The 14,093-nt window shown below is 74.4% G+C and carries 14 protein-coding genes and 2 pseudogenes; 8 read left to right on the top strand and 8 right to left on the bottom strand.

Annotated features, from left to right (window positions below; all coding sequences use genetic code 11):
• Nucleotides 1-27 precede the first annotated feature (27 nt).
• Nucleotides 28-837 (top strand): thioesterase family protein, encoded by an 810-nt coding sequence (locus tag Sdi02f_RS03945; RefSeq protein WP_030399551.1) that lies wholly within the window; start codon nucleotides 28-30, stop codon nucleotides 835-837.
• Here Sdi02f_RS03945 and Sdi02f_RS03940 read toward each other — a convergent pair.
• Nucleotides 809-1,825, bottom strand: coding sequence for a zinc-binding dehydrogenase (locus Sdi02f_RS03940; protein WP_108932690.1), 1,017 nt, complete (start codon nucleotides 1,823-1,825; stop codon nucleotides 809-811). The genes Sdi02f_RS03945 and Sdi02f_RS03940 overlap by 29 nt on opposite strands.
• A gap of 200 nt (nucleotides 1,826-2,025) precedes the next feature.
• Here Sdi02f_RS03940 and Sdi02f_RS03935 point away from each other — a divergent pair, with 200 nt between their 5' ends.
• The gene (locus tag Sdi02f_RS03935; protein WP_030399549.1) at nucleotides 2,026-2,451 is read left to right on the top strand and encodes a hypothetical protein; all 426 of its coding nucleotides are present in this window, start codon (nucleotides 2,026-2,028) and stop codon (nucleotides 2,449-2,451) included.
• A gap of 49 nt (nucleotides 2,452-2,500) precedes the next feature.
• Here Sdi02f_RS03935 and Sdi02f_RS03930 read toward each other — a convergent pair whose 3' ends face one another.
• The gene (locus tag Sdi02f_RS03930) at nucleotides 2,501-3,469 is read right to left on the bottom strand and encodes a sugar kinase (RefSeq protein WP_281262859.1); all 969 of its coding nucleotides are present in this window, start codon (nucleotides 3,467-3,469) and stop codon (nucleotides 2,501-2,503) included.
• A 77-nt stretch (nucleotides 3,470-3,546) separates the two neighbouring features.
• On the bottom strand, nucleotides 3,547-4,179 hold the full coding sequence (locus tag Sdi02f_RS03925) for a bifunctional 4-hydroxy-2-oxoglutarate aldolase/2-dehydro-3-deoxy-phosphogluconate aldolase (protein ID WP_030399547.1): 633 nt from the start codon (nucleotides 4,177-4,179) through the stop codon (nucleotides 3,547-3,549).
• 261 nt (nucleotides 4,180-4,440) lie between these two features.
• Between Sdi02f_RS03925 and Sdi02f_RS03920 the strand changes: the two genes are divergently transcribed.
• From Sdi02f_RS03920 to Sdi02f_RS36240, 4 genes and pseudogenes are all read left to right on the top strand, one after another.
• Nucleotides 4,441-4,839 carry a hypothetical protein gene (locus Sdi02f_RS03920; RefSeq protein WP_030399546.1) on the top strand — a complete coding sequence of 133 codons (399 nt, stop codon included), beginning with the start codon at nucleotides 4,441-4,443 and terminating at the stop codon, nucleotides 4,837-4,839.
• Nucleotides 4,840-4,938: 99 nt separating this feature from the next.
• On the top strand, nucleotides 4,939-5,148 hold the full coding sequence (locus Sdi02f_RS03915) for a hypervirulence associated TUDOR domain-containing protein (protein ID WP_108932688.1): 210 nt from the start codon (nucleotides 4,939-4,941) through the stop codon (nucleotides 5,146-5,148).
• A gap of 93 nt (nucleotides 5,149-5,241) precedes the next feature.
• Nucleotides 5,242-6,468, top strand: coding sequence for a PP2C family protein-serine/threonine phosphatase (locus Sdi02f_RS03910; protein WP_245962133.1), 1,227 nt, complete (start codon nucleotides 5,242-5,244; stop codon nucleotides 6,466-6,468).
• Nucleotides 6,469-6,692, top strand: a pseudogene (locus Sdi02f_RS36240) (alpha/beta hydrolase); the annotation flags it as partial.
• Nucleotides 6,693-6,779: 87 nt separating this feature from the next.
• On the opposite strand, the gene Sdi02f_RS03900 reads toward Sdi02f_RS36240, so the two are convergent.
• The 5 genes and pseudogenes from Sdi02f_RS03900 to Sdi02f_RS03880 form a co-directional block, all read right to left on the bottom strand.
• The gene (locus Sdi02f_RS03900; protein WP_053666292.1) at nucleotides 6,780-7,940 is read right to left on the bottom strand and encodes a Cmx/CmrA family chloramphenicol efflux MFS transporter; all 1,161 of its coding nucleotides are present in this window, start codon (nucleotides 7,938-7,940) and stop codon (nucleotides 6,780-6,782) included.
• A gap of 254 nt (nucleotides 7,941-8,194) precedes the next feature.
• Nucleotides 8,195-8,321, bottom strand: a pseudogene (locus Sdi02f_RS36235) (SDR family oxidoreductase); the annotation flags it as partial.
• Nucleotides 8,322-8,447: 126 nt separating this feature from the next.
• A complete protein-coding gene (locus tag Sdi02f_RS03895; protein WP_053666294.1) occupies nucleotides 8,448-8,783 on the bottom strand; it encodes a MerR family transcriptional regulator in 336 nt (111 codons plus the stop codon).
• A 933-nt stretch (nucleotides 8,784-9,716) separates the two neighbouring features.
• Complete coding sequence (locus Sdi02f_RS36035) at nucleotides 9,717-10,610, bottom strand: hypothetical protein (protein WP_174843300.1); 894 nt, start codon at nucleotides 10,608-10,610, stop codon at nucleotides 9,717-9,719.
• Nucleotides 10,611-10,767: 157 nt separating this feature from the next.
• On the bottom strand, nucleotides 10,768-11,373 hold the full coding sequence (locus tag Sdi02f_RS03880) for a TetR family transcriptional regulator (RefSeq protein ID WP_055468533.1): 606 nt from the start codon (nucleotides 11,371-11,373) through the stop codon (nucleotides 10,768-10,770).
• Between the two features lie 68 nt (nucleotides 11,374-11,441).
• On the opposite strand from Sdi02f_RS03880, the gene Sdi02f_RS03875 reads away from it, so the two are divergent.
• Entirely contained in the window at nucleotides 11,442-12,002 is a 561-nt protein-coding gene (locus Sdi02f_RS03875) for a GNAT family N-acetyltransferase (protein WP_031085827.1), read from the top strand.
• On the top strand, nucleotides 11,999-14,083 hold the full coding sequence (locus tag Sdi02f_RS03870; protein ID WP_108932687.1) for a prolyl oligopeptidase family serine peptidase: 2,085 nt from the start codon (nucleotides 11,999-12,001) through the stop codon (nucleotides 14,081-14,083). The genes Sdi02f_RS03875 and Sdi02f_RS03870 overlap by 4 nt, the downstream gene beginning before the upstream one ends.
• Nucleotides 14,084-14,093: the final 10 nt, after the last annotated feature.

Genomic DNA, 14,093 nt, shown 5'->3' with positions numbered 1-14,093 from the left:
ACCGCCGTCGTTCCAGGAGCAGCCCCGTTGAACACCAGCACAGCGACCCCGGACAGCTACTACGAGCGGATCGACGAGCACCGCTACAAGCCCACCCCGCACGCGGGCGGCGCGTGGAGCGCGGACGAGCAGCACTTCAGTCCGCTCGGGGGTCTGATCGTCCACGCCGTCGACCGCCATCTCGCGGGCCGTCCCGGCGCGGCGGACATGTCACTGAGCCGGATCAGCTTCGACATCCTGGGCCGCCCGGCGCTGGACGAGTGCGAGATACGGGTGGAGACGGTACGTCCGGGACGCACCATCGAGCTGGTCGAGGCGACGGTGCTGATAGCGGACCGGTCGGTGGCGCGGGCCCGGGCCTGGCTGCTGGCGGACGGCGACACGAGCGCCGTCGCCGGCGGGGGCGCGCAACGGCTCACGGCGCCGGACACGCTCGCCCGCTGGCCGATGGAGACCGAGTGGCCCGGCGGATACATCGCTTCCCTGGACGTACGCCCGCTCGCACCGCCCTCCCCCGGCCGCACCACCGCCTGGGTCTCCACCGGACTCGGCCTGGTCGCCGGGGAGACCGCGAGCCCGCTGGCCTCCTACGTCGCCCTGGTCGACACGGCCAACGGCATCGCCGTGCGCCAGTCGCCCCGGGAGTGGATGTTCCCGAACGTCGATCTGACCCTGCACCTGCACCGCGCGCCGCGGGGCCGCTGGACCGGCCTGGACACCACCGTCGTCTTCGGACCCACCGGCCAGGGCATCACCAGCACGGTGCTGCACGACGTGGACGGCCCCGTGGGCCACGCCCAGCAGATGCTCACCGTCCGTCCCCAGCCGCGGGCGTGAGGACGAGGCGTCCCCGCACCTCCCCGGACTCCAGCCCGCGGTGCGCCTCGGCCGCCCGCGACAGCGGCAGGCGACCCGCGATGCGCGGGCGCCACGGCGTGTCCCGCAGGACGCCGACGACGCCCCGGGCCGCATCGGCGAGGTCGGCGACCGAGGCGTTGCTGATGGCGAAGCCCACGATGCTCGCGTCCCGCGTGTAGAGCCGGCCGAGCGGCAGTTCGGCGGCCTCCCGCCCGAGTCCGACCATCGCGACCAGGCGCCCGCCGTGGGCCAGCAGGTCCACCGCGTCCGCGAGGACCCCGTGCCCGGAGGTGTCCAGGTGCACGTCGTACCCACCGGGAGCGGCCCGGCGCACCTGCTCGCCGAGGTCGGGCGACCGGTGGTCGAGGACCTCGGCCGCGCCCAGCCGGCGCACCGCGGCGGCGTCCTCGGCCCGGGCCGTGGCGACGACGCGGGCGCCGGCCCGGGCGGCGAGGGCCACGGCGGCACCGCCCACGTTCCCTGCGCCGCCCCCGACGTAGACGGTCTCCCCCGCCCGCAGCCGGCCGTGCCGGAACAGCGCCAGCCAGGCCGACGCCGCCGGGTGCGCGGCGGCCACGAGTTGGTCGGCGGCGATGCCGGCGGGAACGGGGTAGAGCCGGTCGGCGGCGACCGTGGCGTATTCGGCGAAGGAGCCCTGCCGGCCCGCGTGCCCCAGGCTGTTGCACCACACCGGCTGTCCGGGGGCGAACCCGGCCGCGCCGGGGCCGGCCGCCGCCACCTCGCCCACCAGGTCCCGGCCGACGACGAAGGGCAGGGGCAGCGGGGTGGCGTACGCCCCGGACCGCACGAAGGTGTCCACGGGGTCGGCGGCGACGGCCCGGACCCGCACGAGCACGTCCGTGGGCCCCGTCGGGGGCACGGGAAGCTCGCCGTAGCGGATGGCGTCGGCCGGTCCGACGGCGTCGATGTACGCCGCGTGCATCATGTCGGGGACGGTGCCGTTCATGCCCTCATGCTAGGAACCGCCCGGTGCCGCCGCACTGGTGGACCGCCCGGCCGCCGTGCCCCGGTCGCCGTGCCCCGGTCGGAGCAGCCCCCGGACGCCCGCGCTGCGCAGGGCCCGCGCCCGCCGTAGCGTGGGCGCGTCTTCGTGTCGTCGCACGTACGTGCTTCCCCCGTGTTCCGGAAACGCCGCTAGGAGTTCCCATGCGTCTGCCCATCGAGCTCAGGCACGTCGCCCCGCGACTGGCCACCGGGGCCTTCATTCTCAACTCGGGTCTGGCCAAGCGGAGGGCCGACGAGCAGACCGCCGCCATGATGCACGGAATGGCGAAGAACACCTATCCGTTCCTCGGCCGACTGCGGCCCGCCACCTTCCTCCGCATGCTCTCCGCCGGTGAGATCGCGCTCGGCACGGCGCTGCTCCTGCCGGTCGTACCGACGGCTCTGGCGGGCGCCGGTCTGACCGCCTTCTCGGCCGGCCTGGTGGGCCTGTACCTGCGCACTCCGGGAATGCGCGAGGAGGGCAGCCTGCGCCCGACGCAGGAGGGAACGGCCCTGGCGAAGGACACGTGGATGCTCGGCATCGGCGTCGGGTTCGTCGTCGACGGAGCCACGAGCAGGTCCTGCTGACCGCGCCCGTCCGGGGCCGACGGCGCACTCCGCCCGGCGGACCAGCGCGCTACGGCATCCGCGCCCGACGCCAGTCCGGCCCGGCGAGGGCCAGCATGGCCTCGACGGCGTCCGGTCCGGGCAGGGGCCCGTGGTCCCCCACGACCTTCAGCGCGGAGGCGGCGGTGATGTGCCCCAGGCGCAGCGCACGGGAGAGGTCCGTGCCCCGCCGGAGACCGGCGAGGAATCCGGCGGCGAACGCGTCGCCCGCGCCGACCGGCTCGACGACCTCCGTGGCCAGGGCGGGCACGCCGCACACACCCTGCTCCGTGAAGGCGGTGGCGCCCCGCCCGCCGTCCTTGACGACGAGGACGCGCGGGCGGCTCAGCAGCCCGCGGACGTCCGCTTCGGTCAGTCCGGCGCCCCACAGGTCCTGTGCCTCGTCCAGGCCGACGAAGACGATGTCGGCGCGGTCGGCCAGGTCCCGGAGCACCTGGGCCGCCGCGCCCGGGGCCCAGAGTGCGGGGCGGTGGTTGACGTCGAAGCTGACGGCGTGGGCGCGCCGTGCCGGCGGGGTGTGCAGGGCCTGTTCCACCAGGGCCCGGCAGGACGGGGACAGGGCCGGGGTCACCCCGGTCAGGTGGAGGAGGGCGGCCCCTTGGAGCCGTTCGTCGTCCAGGACGTCGGGGCCGAGCGCCGAGGCCGCCGAACCCCCTCGGTAGTAGTGCACGCGGGTCCCGGCGGCGCCCGGGTCCTTCAGGAGCAGGCCGGTCGGCCGTGCCGGGTCGGTGCGCACGCCCGAGACGTCCACGCCCGCCCCGGCGACGGCCGCCCGCACCCGGCGGCCGAGTGCGTCGTCGCCGACCGCGGAGAGCCAGGAGGCGGGCACACCCAGGTCGACGAGGTACATGGCCACGTTCGACTCGGCGCCGGCCACCGACAGGCGCAGGGAGTCCGCGCCGTCCAGCGAGGCGGGCGGCGCCGGGGCCAGGGCCGCCATGGTCTCCCCGAGGCACACCACGGGCCCCCGCTCCGGCAGCCAGGGGCCGGCGGCCCGCGGGCCGGTGCCCGGGGCCTCGCCGTCGCGCCCGGGCGGGGAGCCGTCCCCCTCGCCGGTCACGGCCGGGCCTCCGCCACGGCGGCGCGGAAGGCGCGGGCGCGGACCCGGAGGGCGTCGAGGCTGCCTCCGTCGGCGGCGTCACCGATCAGCGGGGAGCCGACCCCGACGGCGGTGGCACCGGCCGCCAGGTGGGCGCGGGCCGCCGCCTCGTCGACGCCGCCGACGGGGACGAACACCTCGTGCGGGAAGGGTCCGCGCAGCGCCTTGACGTACGCGGGCCCGCCGGCCTGGGCCGCCGGGAAGATCTTCAGCGCGGCGGCACCGAGGGTGCGCGCGGTGATGACGTCGGTGGGTGTCATGACGCCGGCCAGGACGGGCATGCCCAGCTCGCGGGCGGCCACGACGCCCTCCCCCAGGCCCGGGGTGACCGCGAAGTCGGCGCCGGCGCGGTGGGCGGCCAGTGCGTCGTCGGCGGTGAGGACCGTGCCGGCGCCCAGGGGGCGGCCGGGCCCGAGGGCGGCTCTGGCCCGTTCGACGACCTGGAGCGCGTCCTTGCCGGTCAGGGACACCTCGATGAGCTCCAGACCCTCCTCGGCAAGGGTCAGTACGGTGCGCAGCGCGGCGTCGGCGTCGTCGCCGCGCACGATGGCGACGAGACGGTGGGCGGCGAGGGTGGCTCGCAGATCCACGGGCGAGGCTCCTTCTGCGGGGGTTCGGGGGGGGCGGGCGGGTCGGCCGGCTCGGGGCGGCACTCGGCGACCAGGGTAGAAGGCCGTCGTCGCTGGTCCGCAGGCCGGGGCCCGCAGACGCCGACGGCAAGGGGCGGCCGGGGGGACTGGGGGGACCGGCGACGGCGCGTCGGGCAGCCACACATGTCCAGGTTGCGCGTTTTGCGCCATTCCTCATGGTGACCCGGGTGGAGGACATCCACGTGCGACGAGGTGAGAAACATGCTGGTGCTGGGTCTCCTGCTCATGGCGGGCGCCGCCGCCTTCGCAGGCCTGCTGATCGCGTACAACCTGTCCGGCGGTCCGGACTACACCGTGACACTGCTGGGGAGTCAGCCGTTCACGATCAGTACGCTCGGGGCGTTCCTCGGCGGCATCGCCCTGACGCTGATCTTCGGCCTGGGCATGTGGATGCTCATGGCCGGGACCGTGCTGGCGCGCCACCGCGGGCGCAAGCGCCGCGGGGACCGTGAGGCCGCCAGGCAGGCCGCCGCCGAACGCGACGCGCTGGCCGGCCGACTGGAGGGCCGGGGCAGCACGAGCGACCCGCACGAGCCGGCCGCGCAACGCCGTCCGGCCTCCCACCGGCCGCAGTGGCTGCGGCCGCACGGCCACCACTGACAATGGAAGACCTCCGACCGGTCCGGCCCACCCGCCGGGCCGGTCGGCGTGCCGGCCGAGGAACAACGCGCCGGCCGGAGCCAAGAGGAGGCACCTCACATGCCGAGCGAGTTCTCCGTGGGAGACCATGTGCGCTGGAACTCCGAGGCCGGGTACGTCGAAGGCGTCGTCGTCGACAAGCACACGCACGACGTGGAGTTCAAGGGCCGTACGCGCCGCTGCTCCGAGGACGACCCGCAGTACGAGCTCAAGAGCGACAAGACCGGCCATGTCGCCATGCACAAGGGCGGAGCGCTGACGAAGACGTAGGACGCGCCCACCAACGCTCCACCAAACCCACTGCCCGCCGTGAACATGCCAGCCACAGCGGGTTGCTGCCGTCCGTTGCGTACCGATTCGTGCATGATGCTCAGCGAGGCCTCGGACCGGGGCCGTGCGAAACGGGGTGACAGTGTGGGTGCCGGGCGGGCCGCCGCGGAGCACAGGCAGCGGGACGAGCGGCATCCCTGGCCGCCGCGATGGCTTCGCTGGGTCCCGCCCGCCCTCGTCGTGGCGACCATGGTGCTCGACCAAGTGACACCGCCGCGCTACTTCTTCGGCGCGCTGCTGACGGCCTCGGTGGTGCTGGCCCTCTTCACGTACCCGCCACTCGGCGTCCTCGCCGTCGGCGCCGCCGGATGCGTGCTGCTCGCGGTCACCGAGACGCTCGAGGACTACGTCGGTCCGATGACCATCGCGGCCCTGACCGTCCTGGCCACGATCACGGTGCTCTCCACCTCGCTGTGCGTGGTGCGCCAACGGATCGAGAGCCGTTTCCGCCGCGTGCAGGCGGTCGCCGAGGCCGTGCAACTGGCCCTGCTGCGCCCGCTGCCCGCCCGGATCGGCCCGTTGCGCCTGGCCGGCTTCTACCGGGCGGCCGACGACGAGGCCCTCATCGGCGGAGACCTCTACAGCGTCCGCCCGACGCCGTTCGGCATCCGGGTGATCGTCGGGGACGTCAAGGGCAAGGGCATCAGCGCGACACAGACCGTGGCCACGGTGATCTCCTCGTTCCAGGAGGCGGCGCTGCTCCAACCGTCGCTGGACCAGGTGGCCGAGCGGATCGACGTGGCCCTCCAACTGGACCGCGACAACCCTCCGGCGGAGCCGATGGGGGGCGGCCGGCCCGCGTACGCCCCCGGGAAGGCACCGGCGCCGGCGGACGAGGTCTTCGCCACGGCCGTCCTGCTCGAATTCTCCGCGGACGCGCGCACCGTGCGCATCCTGGACCGGGGCCATCAGCCCCTGCTCACCGTCCGGCACGGCACGGCGTCCGTCGTGGAGATGGACCACAGCCTGCCGCTGGGCATGGGCGACCTGCTGACCTCTCCCCCACGCACCGTGACGCACCCCCTGGACCCCGGCGACATCCTCCTCGCCTACTCCGACGGGGTCACCGAGGCACGTGACAGCGCCGGAACGTTTTACCCGCTACGGGAACGACTCCAGGCCCACTGCGCCCACACCGACGGGGTCTCCCCCACCGAACTCGTCACCTTCCTCGAGCAGGACGTCGCCCGCTGGGCCCCCGCCCTGACCGACGATCTCGTCGCCATCGCCCTGCAGCCCGCTCCGTCCGACGACGAGTGATCCACCACCCGCCTGACGGTGCCGACGCCGGCGTGGGGCGCCCGGCCCGTCGGTGCCGCGCTGGAACGCCGGCTCCGCCCGGTCACCGACGATCTCACCGCCCACGTCATCGAGGACTGCGGCTCATCGAGGACTGCGGCCGCATCATCCCGCTGCACCGGCCGAGCACCCTGCTCAGGCCGCTGCGCCCGTTCCTGGCCGGTGGGGACGCGAACGCGGCGTGACCGGGTCCGGGGCCGGGCGAGGGCGGGGACCGGCCGGGGCCGGGCGGGGACCGGGGCCTGCCTTCGGTCCCCGCCGGCGGGCGCAGGTCAGGCGATCACGCGTCCGGCGCGGCTGGGGAAGGCGAGGAGCAGCGCCACCGCGACCAGGACACCGCTCGCCCAGAACGGCCCGAGGTTCCCGGCTTCGGTACCGAGGGTGGCCGCGGCGACGACGGGGCCGACGGCCGCGCCCACGTTGAGGGCCGCCGTCGCGTACGAACCGGCCATGGTGGGGGCTTCCGCGGCCTCGTAGAGGACCCGCGTGATCAGCGTGCCGCCCAGCGCGAACGACAGCGCGCCCTGCACGAACACGAGGACGAACAGAGCGACCGGCTCGTCGGCCAGCATCGCCAGGGCCGGCCAGCCGACGAGCAGCAACGGACCGCCGGCCGCGAGGACCGTCCCGGGACGCCGGTCGGACAGCCGGCCGGCGACGGTGACGCCGAGAAAGGAACCTGCGCCGAAGAGCACCAGAGCGCCGGAGATCCACAACTCGCCGAGCCCGGCGCGGTCGGTCACCACGGGGGCGAGGAAGGTGAGGCTCCCGAAGGTGGCCGCGTTCACGAGCGCGCCGAGCAGCATCGCGAGGACCAACCGCGGCCGTGCGAGCCGGGCCAGCTCCGCTCGCAATGCCGGCCTGCCGGTGGCGGCCCCGTCCCCTGCCCGGCCCGCCGGGATCCCCTTCAGGATGCCAAGGGCCGCGGGCAGGCAGAGGGCGGCGACGGCCCAGAAGGCGGCCCGCCAGCCGAGCCATGTGCCGAGCACCGCGCCGCCGGGGACACCCGCGACCGTGGCCACCGTCGTGCCCGACAGCAGCACGGCGAGCGCGCGTCCCTTCCTGTCGGGCGCCACCAGCGTGGCGGCGGCCGTCAGGGCGACGGCGAGGAAACCCGCGTTCGCGAGCGCGGCGACGACCCGGGTGGCGAACAGGGTGGGGAAGTTCGTGGTGACGGCTCCCACGACGTGCGCCGCCGCGAAGACGAGTACAAACACGAGAAGGGCGGCGCGCCTGGGCCAGTCGCGGGCGAGCGCGGCCACAAGAGGGGCGCCGACGACCATGCCGACCGCGAAGGCCGAGGTGAGGGCGCCCGCCGTGGCGACCGTGACGTCGAGATCCGAGGCGATGTCCGGCAAGAGGCCGGCGAGCATGAACTCCGAGGTCCCCATGGCGAAGACGGCCAGGGCAAGCAGGTACAGCGGGAGAGGCATCGAGTGGCTCCGAGGTGAGAGAAACACGTGAGGTCATCTCGTCACCGCGGCCGGCCCCGGGCACGGCACACTCGCGTCGCACCGCGGAAGCGGTGCGACGGCAGGGCTGCGGACTCAGTGGTTCAGGGGGCCGACGGCGTGACCGGAAGCCCCCACCGTGTCCGACTCAGGACTCGACATGGCCCGCACGGTACCCGACCGACGTCCGTCGGGGCACGTCGGTTTCACGGGCGTCGACCGCCTCCGTGACGTGCTCAGTGGGTGGTGTATCCGCCGTCGACGGGCAGGGCGACGCCGATGACGAAACTGGCGGCCGGGGCTGCACGGCCACAGGACGGCGGCGGCGACCTCCTCGGCCCGACCGAGGCGCCCGATGGGCCGCTCGCTCAAGATCGCGGACCGGACGACGCCGCCGCCCACGACCAGCGCACCGGGTACCGGCCGTGAGCCGTCGCCCGACGGCGCGCACCGGCCCGTGGGTCCGTCCGGTTCGACGGGCGAGGAGGGTCAGGCCGAAGGTGCGGGCCGACCGTGACTGCGGAGTTCTTCGTTGAGGCGCTGGGCCTCCTCGAGCTGATCCTCGAGGATGATGATGCGGCAGGCGGCCTCGATGGGTGTGCCGGAGTCGACGAGTTCGCGAGCCCGGCCGGCAATACGCAACTGATAACGGGAGTAGCGGCGGTGCCCGCCTTCGGACCGCAGCGGGGTGATCAGACGGTGCTCACCCAAGGCACGCAGGAAGGCCGGCGTGGCACCGATCATCTCGGCAGCCCGGCCCATGGTGTAGGCGGGATAGTCGTCGTCGTCGAACTTGTCGGTGGGGCGGGTACTGCGAGGGGGCATAGACCTCTTCTTCCGGGAACGCATCGAGGGGCCCGAGCGCCACATGGCACCCGGGCCCCGAGCTTTCAACACCATCTGCCGGCTGACTGTACCGGCCTTCTCTTGTCGCAGGGCCACCCGCGGGGGCGGTACTGCGGGGATCGCGGCTGCGTGACCGGGGACCACCTTCCAATCCGGGGTCTGCGGTACCCGGGGGGACATCGTCCCGACCCCGGGCGATCCTGATGGCGTCTGCTCCTTACCTCTTCGATCCATCCGTACGGGCCGACGACACGGTACTGCTGTGCGACCCCTTGGGCCGCCGGGCCCGGCGGCCAGCGACAGAACCCACTCTTTCCGGCTCCACCGCTCCACCGCCGGGCCGCTCCTACGTCGGCCTGCTTGCGCGGCAGTTCGTCCCTGCCGCGCCTTACTGACTTTCGGCTACACCCAAGACACTAACCTCCTCCGACCCCATTGTCTACTCCGAGCGCTACAGATTTTCTGCCACGGCAACTGCTTCGAATCTGGCTTTCCGGACTCCGGAAGAATCGTTCGCCCGATCGAGGTCCCGGACGGCCGGACAGTCCGGCACGGAGGCACGACCCACCGGTGCGCCACCCCGTCCGCGCGCAGGGGCCGCACCCGTCACCGACCGTCCTCGTCCGGCGGCGGCCCGTCCCGCGAGGTCCCGGTGAGGCGACTGGCGAGGCGGTACCTCACGGTCACGTCGCGATAGTCCCGCCCGGGCTCCACCCGGCGGGGGAGGCGGGTCCGCTCAGTCCGGGACACCGACGTGCGCGCTCCGGTCCCCGGGAAGGAGACCCGGGTCCGCGGCGACTCCTCGAAACGCAGCCGGTCGGCGCCGACGACCGCGTCGAAGGAGATGGCAGGGACGGGACCCGCGGTACGCCCGGCGGGGGCCTCGGCGGCCGGGGATCCCGACGGCCCCGTTCACGGCGGCTCTTCGCGCTTCCTGACACTCCGGCGCGCGGTGGGTCGCGCCGCCCCCGACCCGTCGTCGCGGATGCGGCGCCGACGGGCGGAGTCTCGGCCCCCGGCATCCCCCGAGGTGCGTCGAACGCTTCCCCCGGCAGCCCGTCCGGCCTCCCGCGCCGCGTCGCCCGCATCCGCGCCGGCCCGGTCCGCCACGCCCCCCACCTCGGCGACGGCTTCCCCCGCCCTCCCCCCGACGCCCTCGACAGCGTCGCCGACGCCCTGCGCGACCTCGCCCACCGCTTCACCAGCGGTGCCACCGATGCCCTCGACCGCGCCCCCGGCCCCCTCTCCCACGTCCCGCACAGCGCCCCCGGCACCCTCCCCCACGTCCCGCAGGGCGCCCCCGGCACCCCGGCCCACGTCGCGCGCGGCCGACCCGACGCCGCGGGCCAGGTCCTCCAGGATCTGCGGATTGCGGTCGAGCGTGGTGAGAACCCGGTTGATGATCAGCGCGACGTTGTCCAGGCGGACCTCGAGCCGGGCCTGTGCCTCGACCCCCGAGATGCCGAGGTGGACCTGGCCGAGCGCGACGTCGGCGCCCACGTTCAGCTTGAGCAGGTCGAGCACCTCGGCCTGGAGGGACACCCGGGCCCGCAGGTCCTCCACGTCGAGGTCGATCTCATCGACCTTCAGCCGGGGGACGTCCAGAAAGACGTCGGGGCCGCGCCCCTCCGGGCGCCCCGCCGTCGGACCGTCGCCCTGGACCGCAGTGCCCTCCTGGACTGCAGTGCCCTCCTGTGCCGCCCCGTCGTCGTACGCCCCCTCGTCGTACACCTCGCCGTCGTACGGCTCCGGCTCCTCCGCGGCGTCCGTCGTGCGGTCGCCTCCGTCCTCGGCGTGCTGCTGCATTGCTGCGCCTCCAGGAACTCGCCCTTCGCGGTTTCGCCCTATTTGCACCAGTATGACGAGTGAAGCCGGGTGCGGGTCTCGACGGTCCTGCCAGCGGGGCGCAAACGGTCGCGCGAGGTCTCGCACCGGCCGCTGCCGGCGCGTTCCGCGACGATGGTCAGCCGTCCCCGTCCCTGTCTCCGTCCCCGTCGCGCAGCAGGTCGAGCTGGCGCGCCACGGCCGCGGTGAGCCGTGCCTCGTCGTCCGTGGCGAGGAGGTCGAGCAGCGCGCCACGCAGGACGGCCAGGGCCAGCGTGCGGCGGGTGAGACCCTCCCCGCCGTCCCGTTCGGACGGTGGCTGGAAACCGGCCAGGACGCCGAGCCAGTCGTCGACCGTCGCACGGGCGAACCCGGCCCAGGCCCCTTCGGGCCGGCCGAGGGAGCGCGCGTAGGCCTCGGCCCACAGCCGTAGCAGCGGCCGGTGCTCCTTCGCGGCGAGCCACGTCCACACCCGCTCGACGGCCTCCGCCAGCCCGGCGGGACGGTCCGGCCGCCCGGCCCGTTCCAGGAGCGCCAACTGGTCGGCGCGCGCCCGTGCGAGCAGCGCCCGCAGCAGGCCGTCCTTGCTCTCGAAGAGGAACAGCAGGACGCGCGGACTGGAGCCGATGGCCCCGGCCAGGGGGCGCAGGGACAGGTCGGCCAGTCCGTGGGTGAGGGCGTACTGGTAGGCGGCCTCCAGCAGCACCTCCCGCCGGGCGGACGGGGCTGGCGCTTCCTGCGGCATACCGGCTAGCCTAACTGAAACGACCGTTTCAGTTAGGTCGACGACCGCGGGGGCCCGGAGAGCGCCACATGCCGCAGCAGGATGAGAAGAACGTCGTCGTACGCCGCGCCGACCGGCCCGGCGACCTGGGGTGGGTCGTGATGGCCCACGGCGAGACCTATGACCGGGAGTTCGGCTGGAACACCGACTTCGAGGCCCTGGTCGCCACGATCGTCGCCGACTACGCCACCCGGCACGACCCGGCCCGCGAGGCGGGCTGGATCGCCGAGGTCGACGGCCGGCGCGTGGGCTGTGTCTTCCTCGTCGCGGGCGACCGGCCGGAGGTGGCCAGGCTGCGGATCCTGCTCGTCACCCCTCGGGGCAGGGGCCTCCGCCTCGGCACGCGGCTGGTCGGCGAGTGCCTCGCCTTCGCCCGTGAGGCGGGCTACGAGCGGGTGACCCTGTGGACCAACGACGTCCTCTCCGCGGCGCGCAGGATCTACCAGGGCTTCGGCTTCACCCTCACCGACGAGGAGCACCACCACAGTTACGGCCAGGACCTCGTCGGCCAGAACTGGACCCTCGACCTGCGCTCCGGGGCGCCGGGCACGTCCGCCGACCGCGCGGAGCCGGGGAGAGCCGCCCGATGAACCGCCCGGACCTGCCGGAGAATCCGCCACCGGCCCGCCGCGACCCCGACGGCGGCTTCACCCTGCACGGCCGGCGCTTCGACGACCCGTACGTCTGGATGGAGCAGACGGACGACGCCGAGACGACCGCCTGGACGGCCGCCCAGGAGGCCGTCACCCGCGCCGTGCTCGACGGCGTCCCGGGACGGGCGGGTCTCCGCGCCGCCGTCGCCCGTGCCGCCCGCTGCACACGGCCGTCCCCGCCGGTCCCCGCGGGCCCGGACGGGCGCACCTTCCTCCAGCGGGCCGGTGCCGACGCCGAGAAGCCCGTGCTCGTCATGCGCCGCTCGGCCGATGCCCCTCTCGAAACGGTGCTCGACCCCGGCACCTGGCCGGCCAGTGACGTCCTGGTGTGCGCCGTGCCGTCGCCCGACGGCACGCTGGTGGCGTTCGGGCGGGCCCGCGGCGGCAGCCACGGCGCGGTGGTCCGCGTCCTCGACGTCGAGACCGGCGCGCTGCTCCCCGACCGGCTGCGTGGCACCGACCACGGTTCCGTCGCCTGGCGTCCCGACTCGTCGGGGTTCTTCTACACCGCCTGTCCCGAGCCGGGTGAGGCGCCCCCCGGCGAAGAGGCCTACTGGCACGCCGTCTACGAGCACCGGATCGGCTCCGGGGCCCCGGCCCGCAGGGTCTTCGGGGACGATCACGACAAGGACCGCTGGTGCACGGTGGAGACCAGCGAGTGCGGCCGCTTCGCCGTGCTGACCTCGTGGGACTTCGTGAACGCCAACGACGTCACGCTGCTCCGGCTCGCCGACGGCGCGCTGCTGCCGGTCGCCACCGGGATGCGGTCGGTCAACCAGGTGCAGGTGATCGAGGACTCGGTCCTGGTGCGAACCGACCTGGACGCGCCGCGCGGACGCCTGTGCGTCGCTCCCGTCAGCGACCCGGCCTCGTGGCGCACGCTCGTCCCGGAAGGCCCGGACACCCTGCAGACCGTGACCGGAGTCGGCGGACGCCTCTACGCCGTTCACGCGCGTGCGGCCTCGCACCGGGTGTCCGTCCACGCCTTGGACGGCACACGTCTGAGGGAGCTGGTGCTCCCGTCCCTCGGCTCGGTCAACCGGAACGAGGGAGCGGGCGTCGTCAGCGGGATCTCCGGCTCGTGGCACGGTGACGACGTGTGGGTGGCCTTCACCTCGTTCGTGCAGCCACCGTCGCTCTACCGGTACGACTACGCCCGGGACCGGCTGGAGCCGTACCACGTGCCCGACGCCGGTCTCGACCCGTCCGCGTACACGACGCGGCAGGTCTGGTACGAGTCGGCCGACGGCACGCCGGTGTCGATGTTCATCGTCCACGGCGTCGATGTGCCGCGCGACGGCCGGCGGCCGGTCCGGCTCAGCGGATACGGCGGCTTCAACATCTCCGTGGAACCCCGCTTCTCGGCGGCCGGCGCCGCCTGGCTCCAGCTCGGCGGGGTGCTGGCCCACGCCAACGTGCGCGGCGGCGGCGAGTACGGCCGCGCCTGGCACGAGGCCGCCGTGGGGACGCGCCGGCAGAACGCCTTCGACGACTACGTCGCCGCGGCCCGCCACTTGGTCGCCGACGGCTGGACGACCCCAGCCGGGATCGCCTCGCGCGGCAACAGCAACGGCGGCCTGCTGGTCACCGTCGCCGCGCTGCAGGCACCCGACGCGTACGGTGCCGTCTACTCCCGGGTGCCGCTCCTGGACATGCTGCGCTTCCCGGCCTTCGGCCACCTCGACTCGGCCACCGTCGAGTACGGCTCGCCGGACGACCCCGTCGAGGGCGCCTACCTCGCCGGCTACTCGCCCTACCACAATGTGCGGCCCGACCGGCCCTACCCGGTGATGGCGTTCGCCCCGGCACTGAACGACCGCAACGCGCCGCCCCACGACCCGCTCAAGATGGTCGCGCTCCTCCAGTCCGGCGCGCCGCGCGGCGGCCCCTACCTCCTGGTGCTGCTGCGTGACTCCGGCCACGGCGGCGGCACCACCCTGTCGGCCCTCGTCGAGCAGGACGTCGACGAACTGAGCTTCTTCTGCTGGGCGCTCGGCATCCCGGCGTCGCCCGTCTGACCGGGATGCC

The organism is Streptomyces ardesiacus, assembly GCF_003112575.1.
GTDB classification, from domain to species: Bacteria; Actinomycetota; Actinomycetes; order Streptomycetales; family Streptomycetaceae; genus Streptomyces; species Streptomyces ardesiacus.
The sequence above is the reverse complement of the archived record's forward strand: the minus strand, read 5'-3'. Positions and strand labels throughout refer to the sequence as shown.

Coding starts and splice junctions, on each gene's coding strand:
- Sdi02f_RS03940 (WP_108932690.1), bottom strand. CDS start 1,825: ATGAACGGCACCGTCCCCGACATGATGCACGCGGCGTACATCGACGCC.
- Sdi02f_RS03935 (WP_030399549.1), top strand. CDS start 2,026: ATGCGTCTGCCCATCGAGCTCAGGCACGTCGCCCCGCGACTGGCCACC.
- Sdi02f_RS03920 (WP_030399546.1), top strand. CDS start 4,441: ATGCTGGTGCTGGGTCTCCTGCTCATGGCGGGCGCCGCCGCCTTCGCA.
- Sdi02f_RS03915 (WP_108932688.1), top strand. CDS start 4,939: ATGCCGAGCGAGTTCTCCGTGGGAGACCATGTGCGCTGGAACTCCGAG.
- Sdi02f_RS03910 (WP_245962133.1), top strand. CDS start 5,242: ATGATGCTCAGCGAGGCCTCGGACCGGGGCCGTGCGAAACGGGGTGAC.
- Sdi02f_RS03900 (WP_053666292.1), bottom strand. CDS start 7,940: ATGCCTCTCCCGCTGTACCTGCTTGCCCTGGCCGTCTTCGCCATGGGG.
- Sdi02f_RS03895 (WP_053666294.1), bottom strand. CDS start 8,783: ATGCCCCCTCGCAGTACCCGCCCCACCGACAAGTTCGACGACGACGAC.
- Sdi02f_RS36035 (WP_174843300.1), bottom strand. CDS start 10,610: ATGCAGCAGCACGCCGAGGACGGAGGCGACCGCACGACGGACGCCGCG.
- Sdi02f_RS03880 (WP_055468533.1), bottom strand. CDS start 11,373: ATGCCGCAGGAAGCGCCAGCCCCGTCCGCCCGGCGGGAGGTGCTGCTG.
- Sdi02f_RS03875 (WP_031085827.1), top strand. CDS start 11,442: ATGCCGCAGCAGGATGAGAAGAACGTCGTCGTACGCCGCGCCGACCGG.
- Sdi02f_RS03870 (WP_108932687.1), top strand. CDS start 11,999: ATGAACCGCCCGGACCTGCCGGAGAATCCGCCACCGGCCCGCCGCGAC.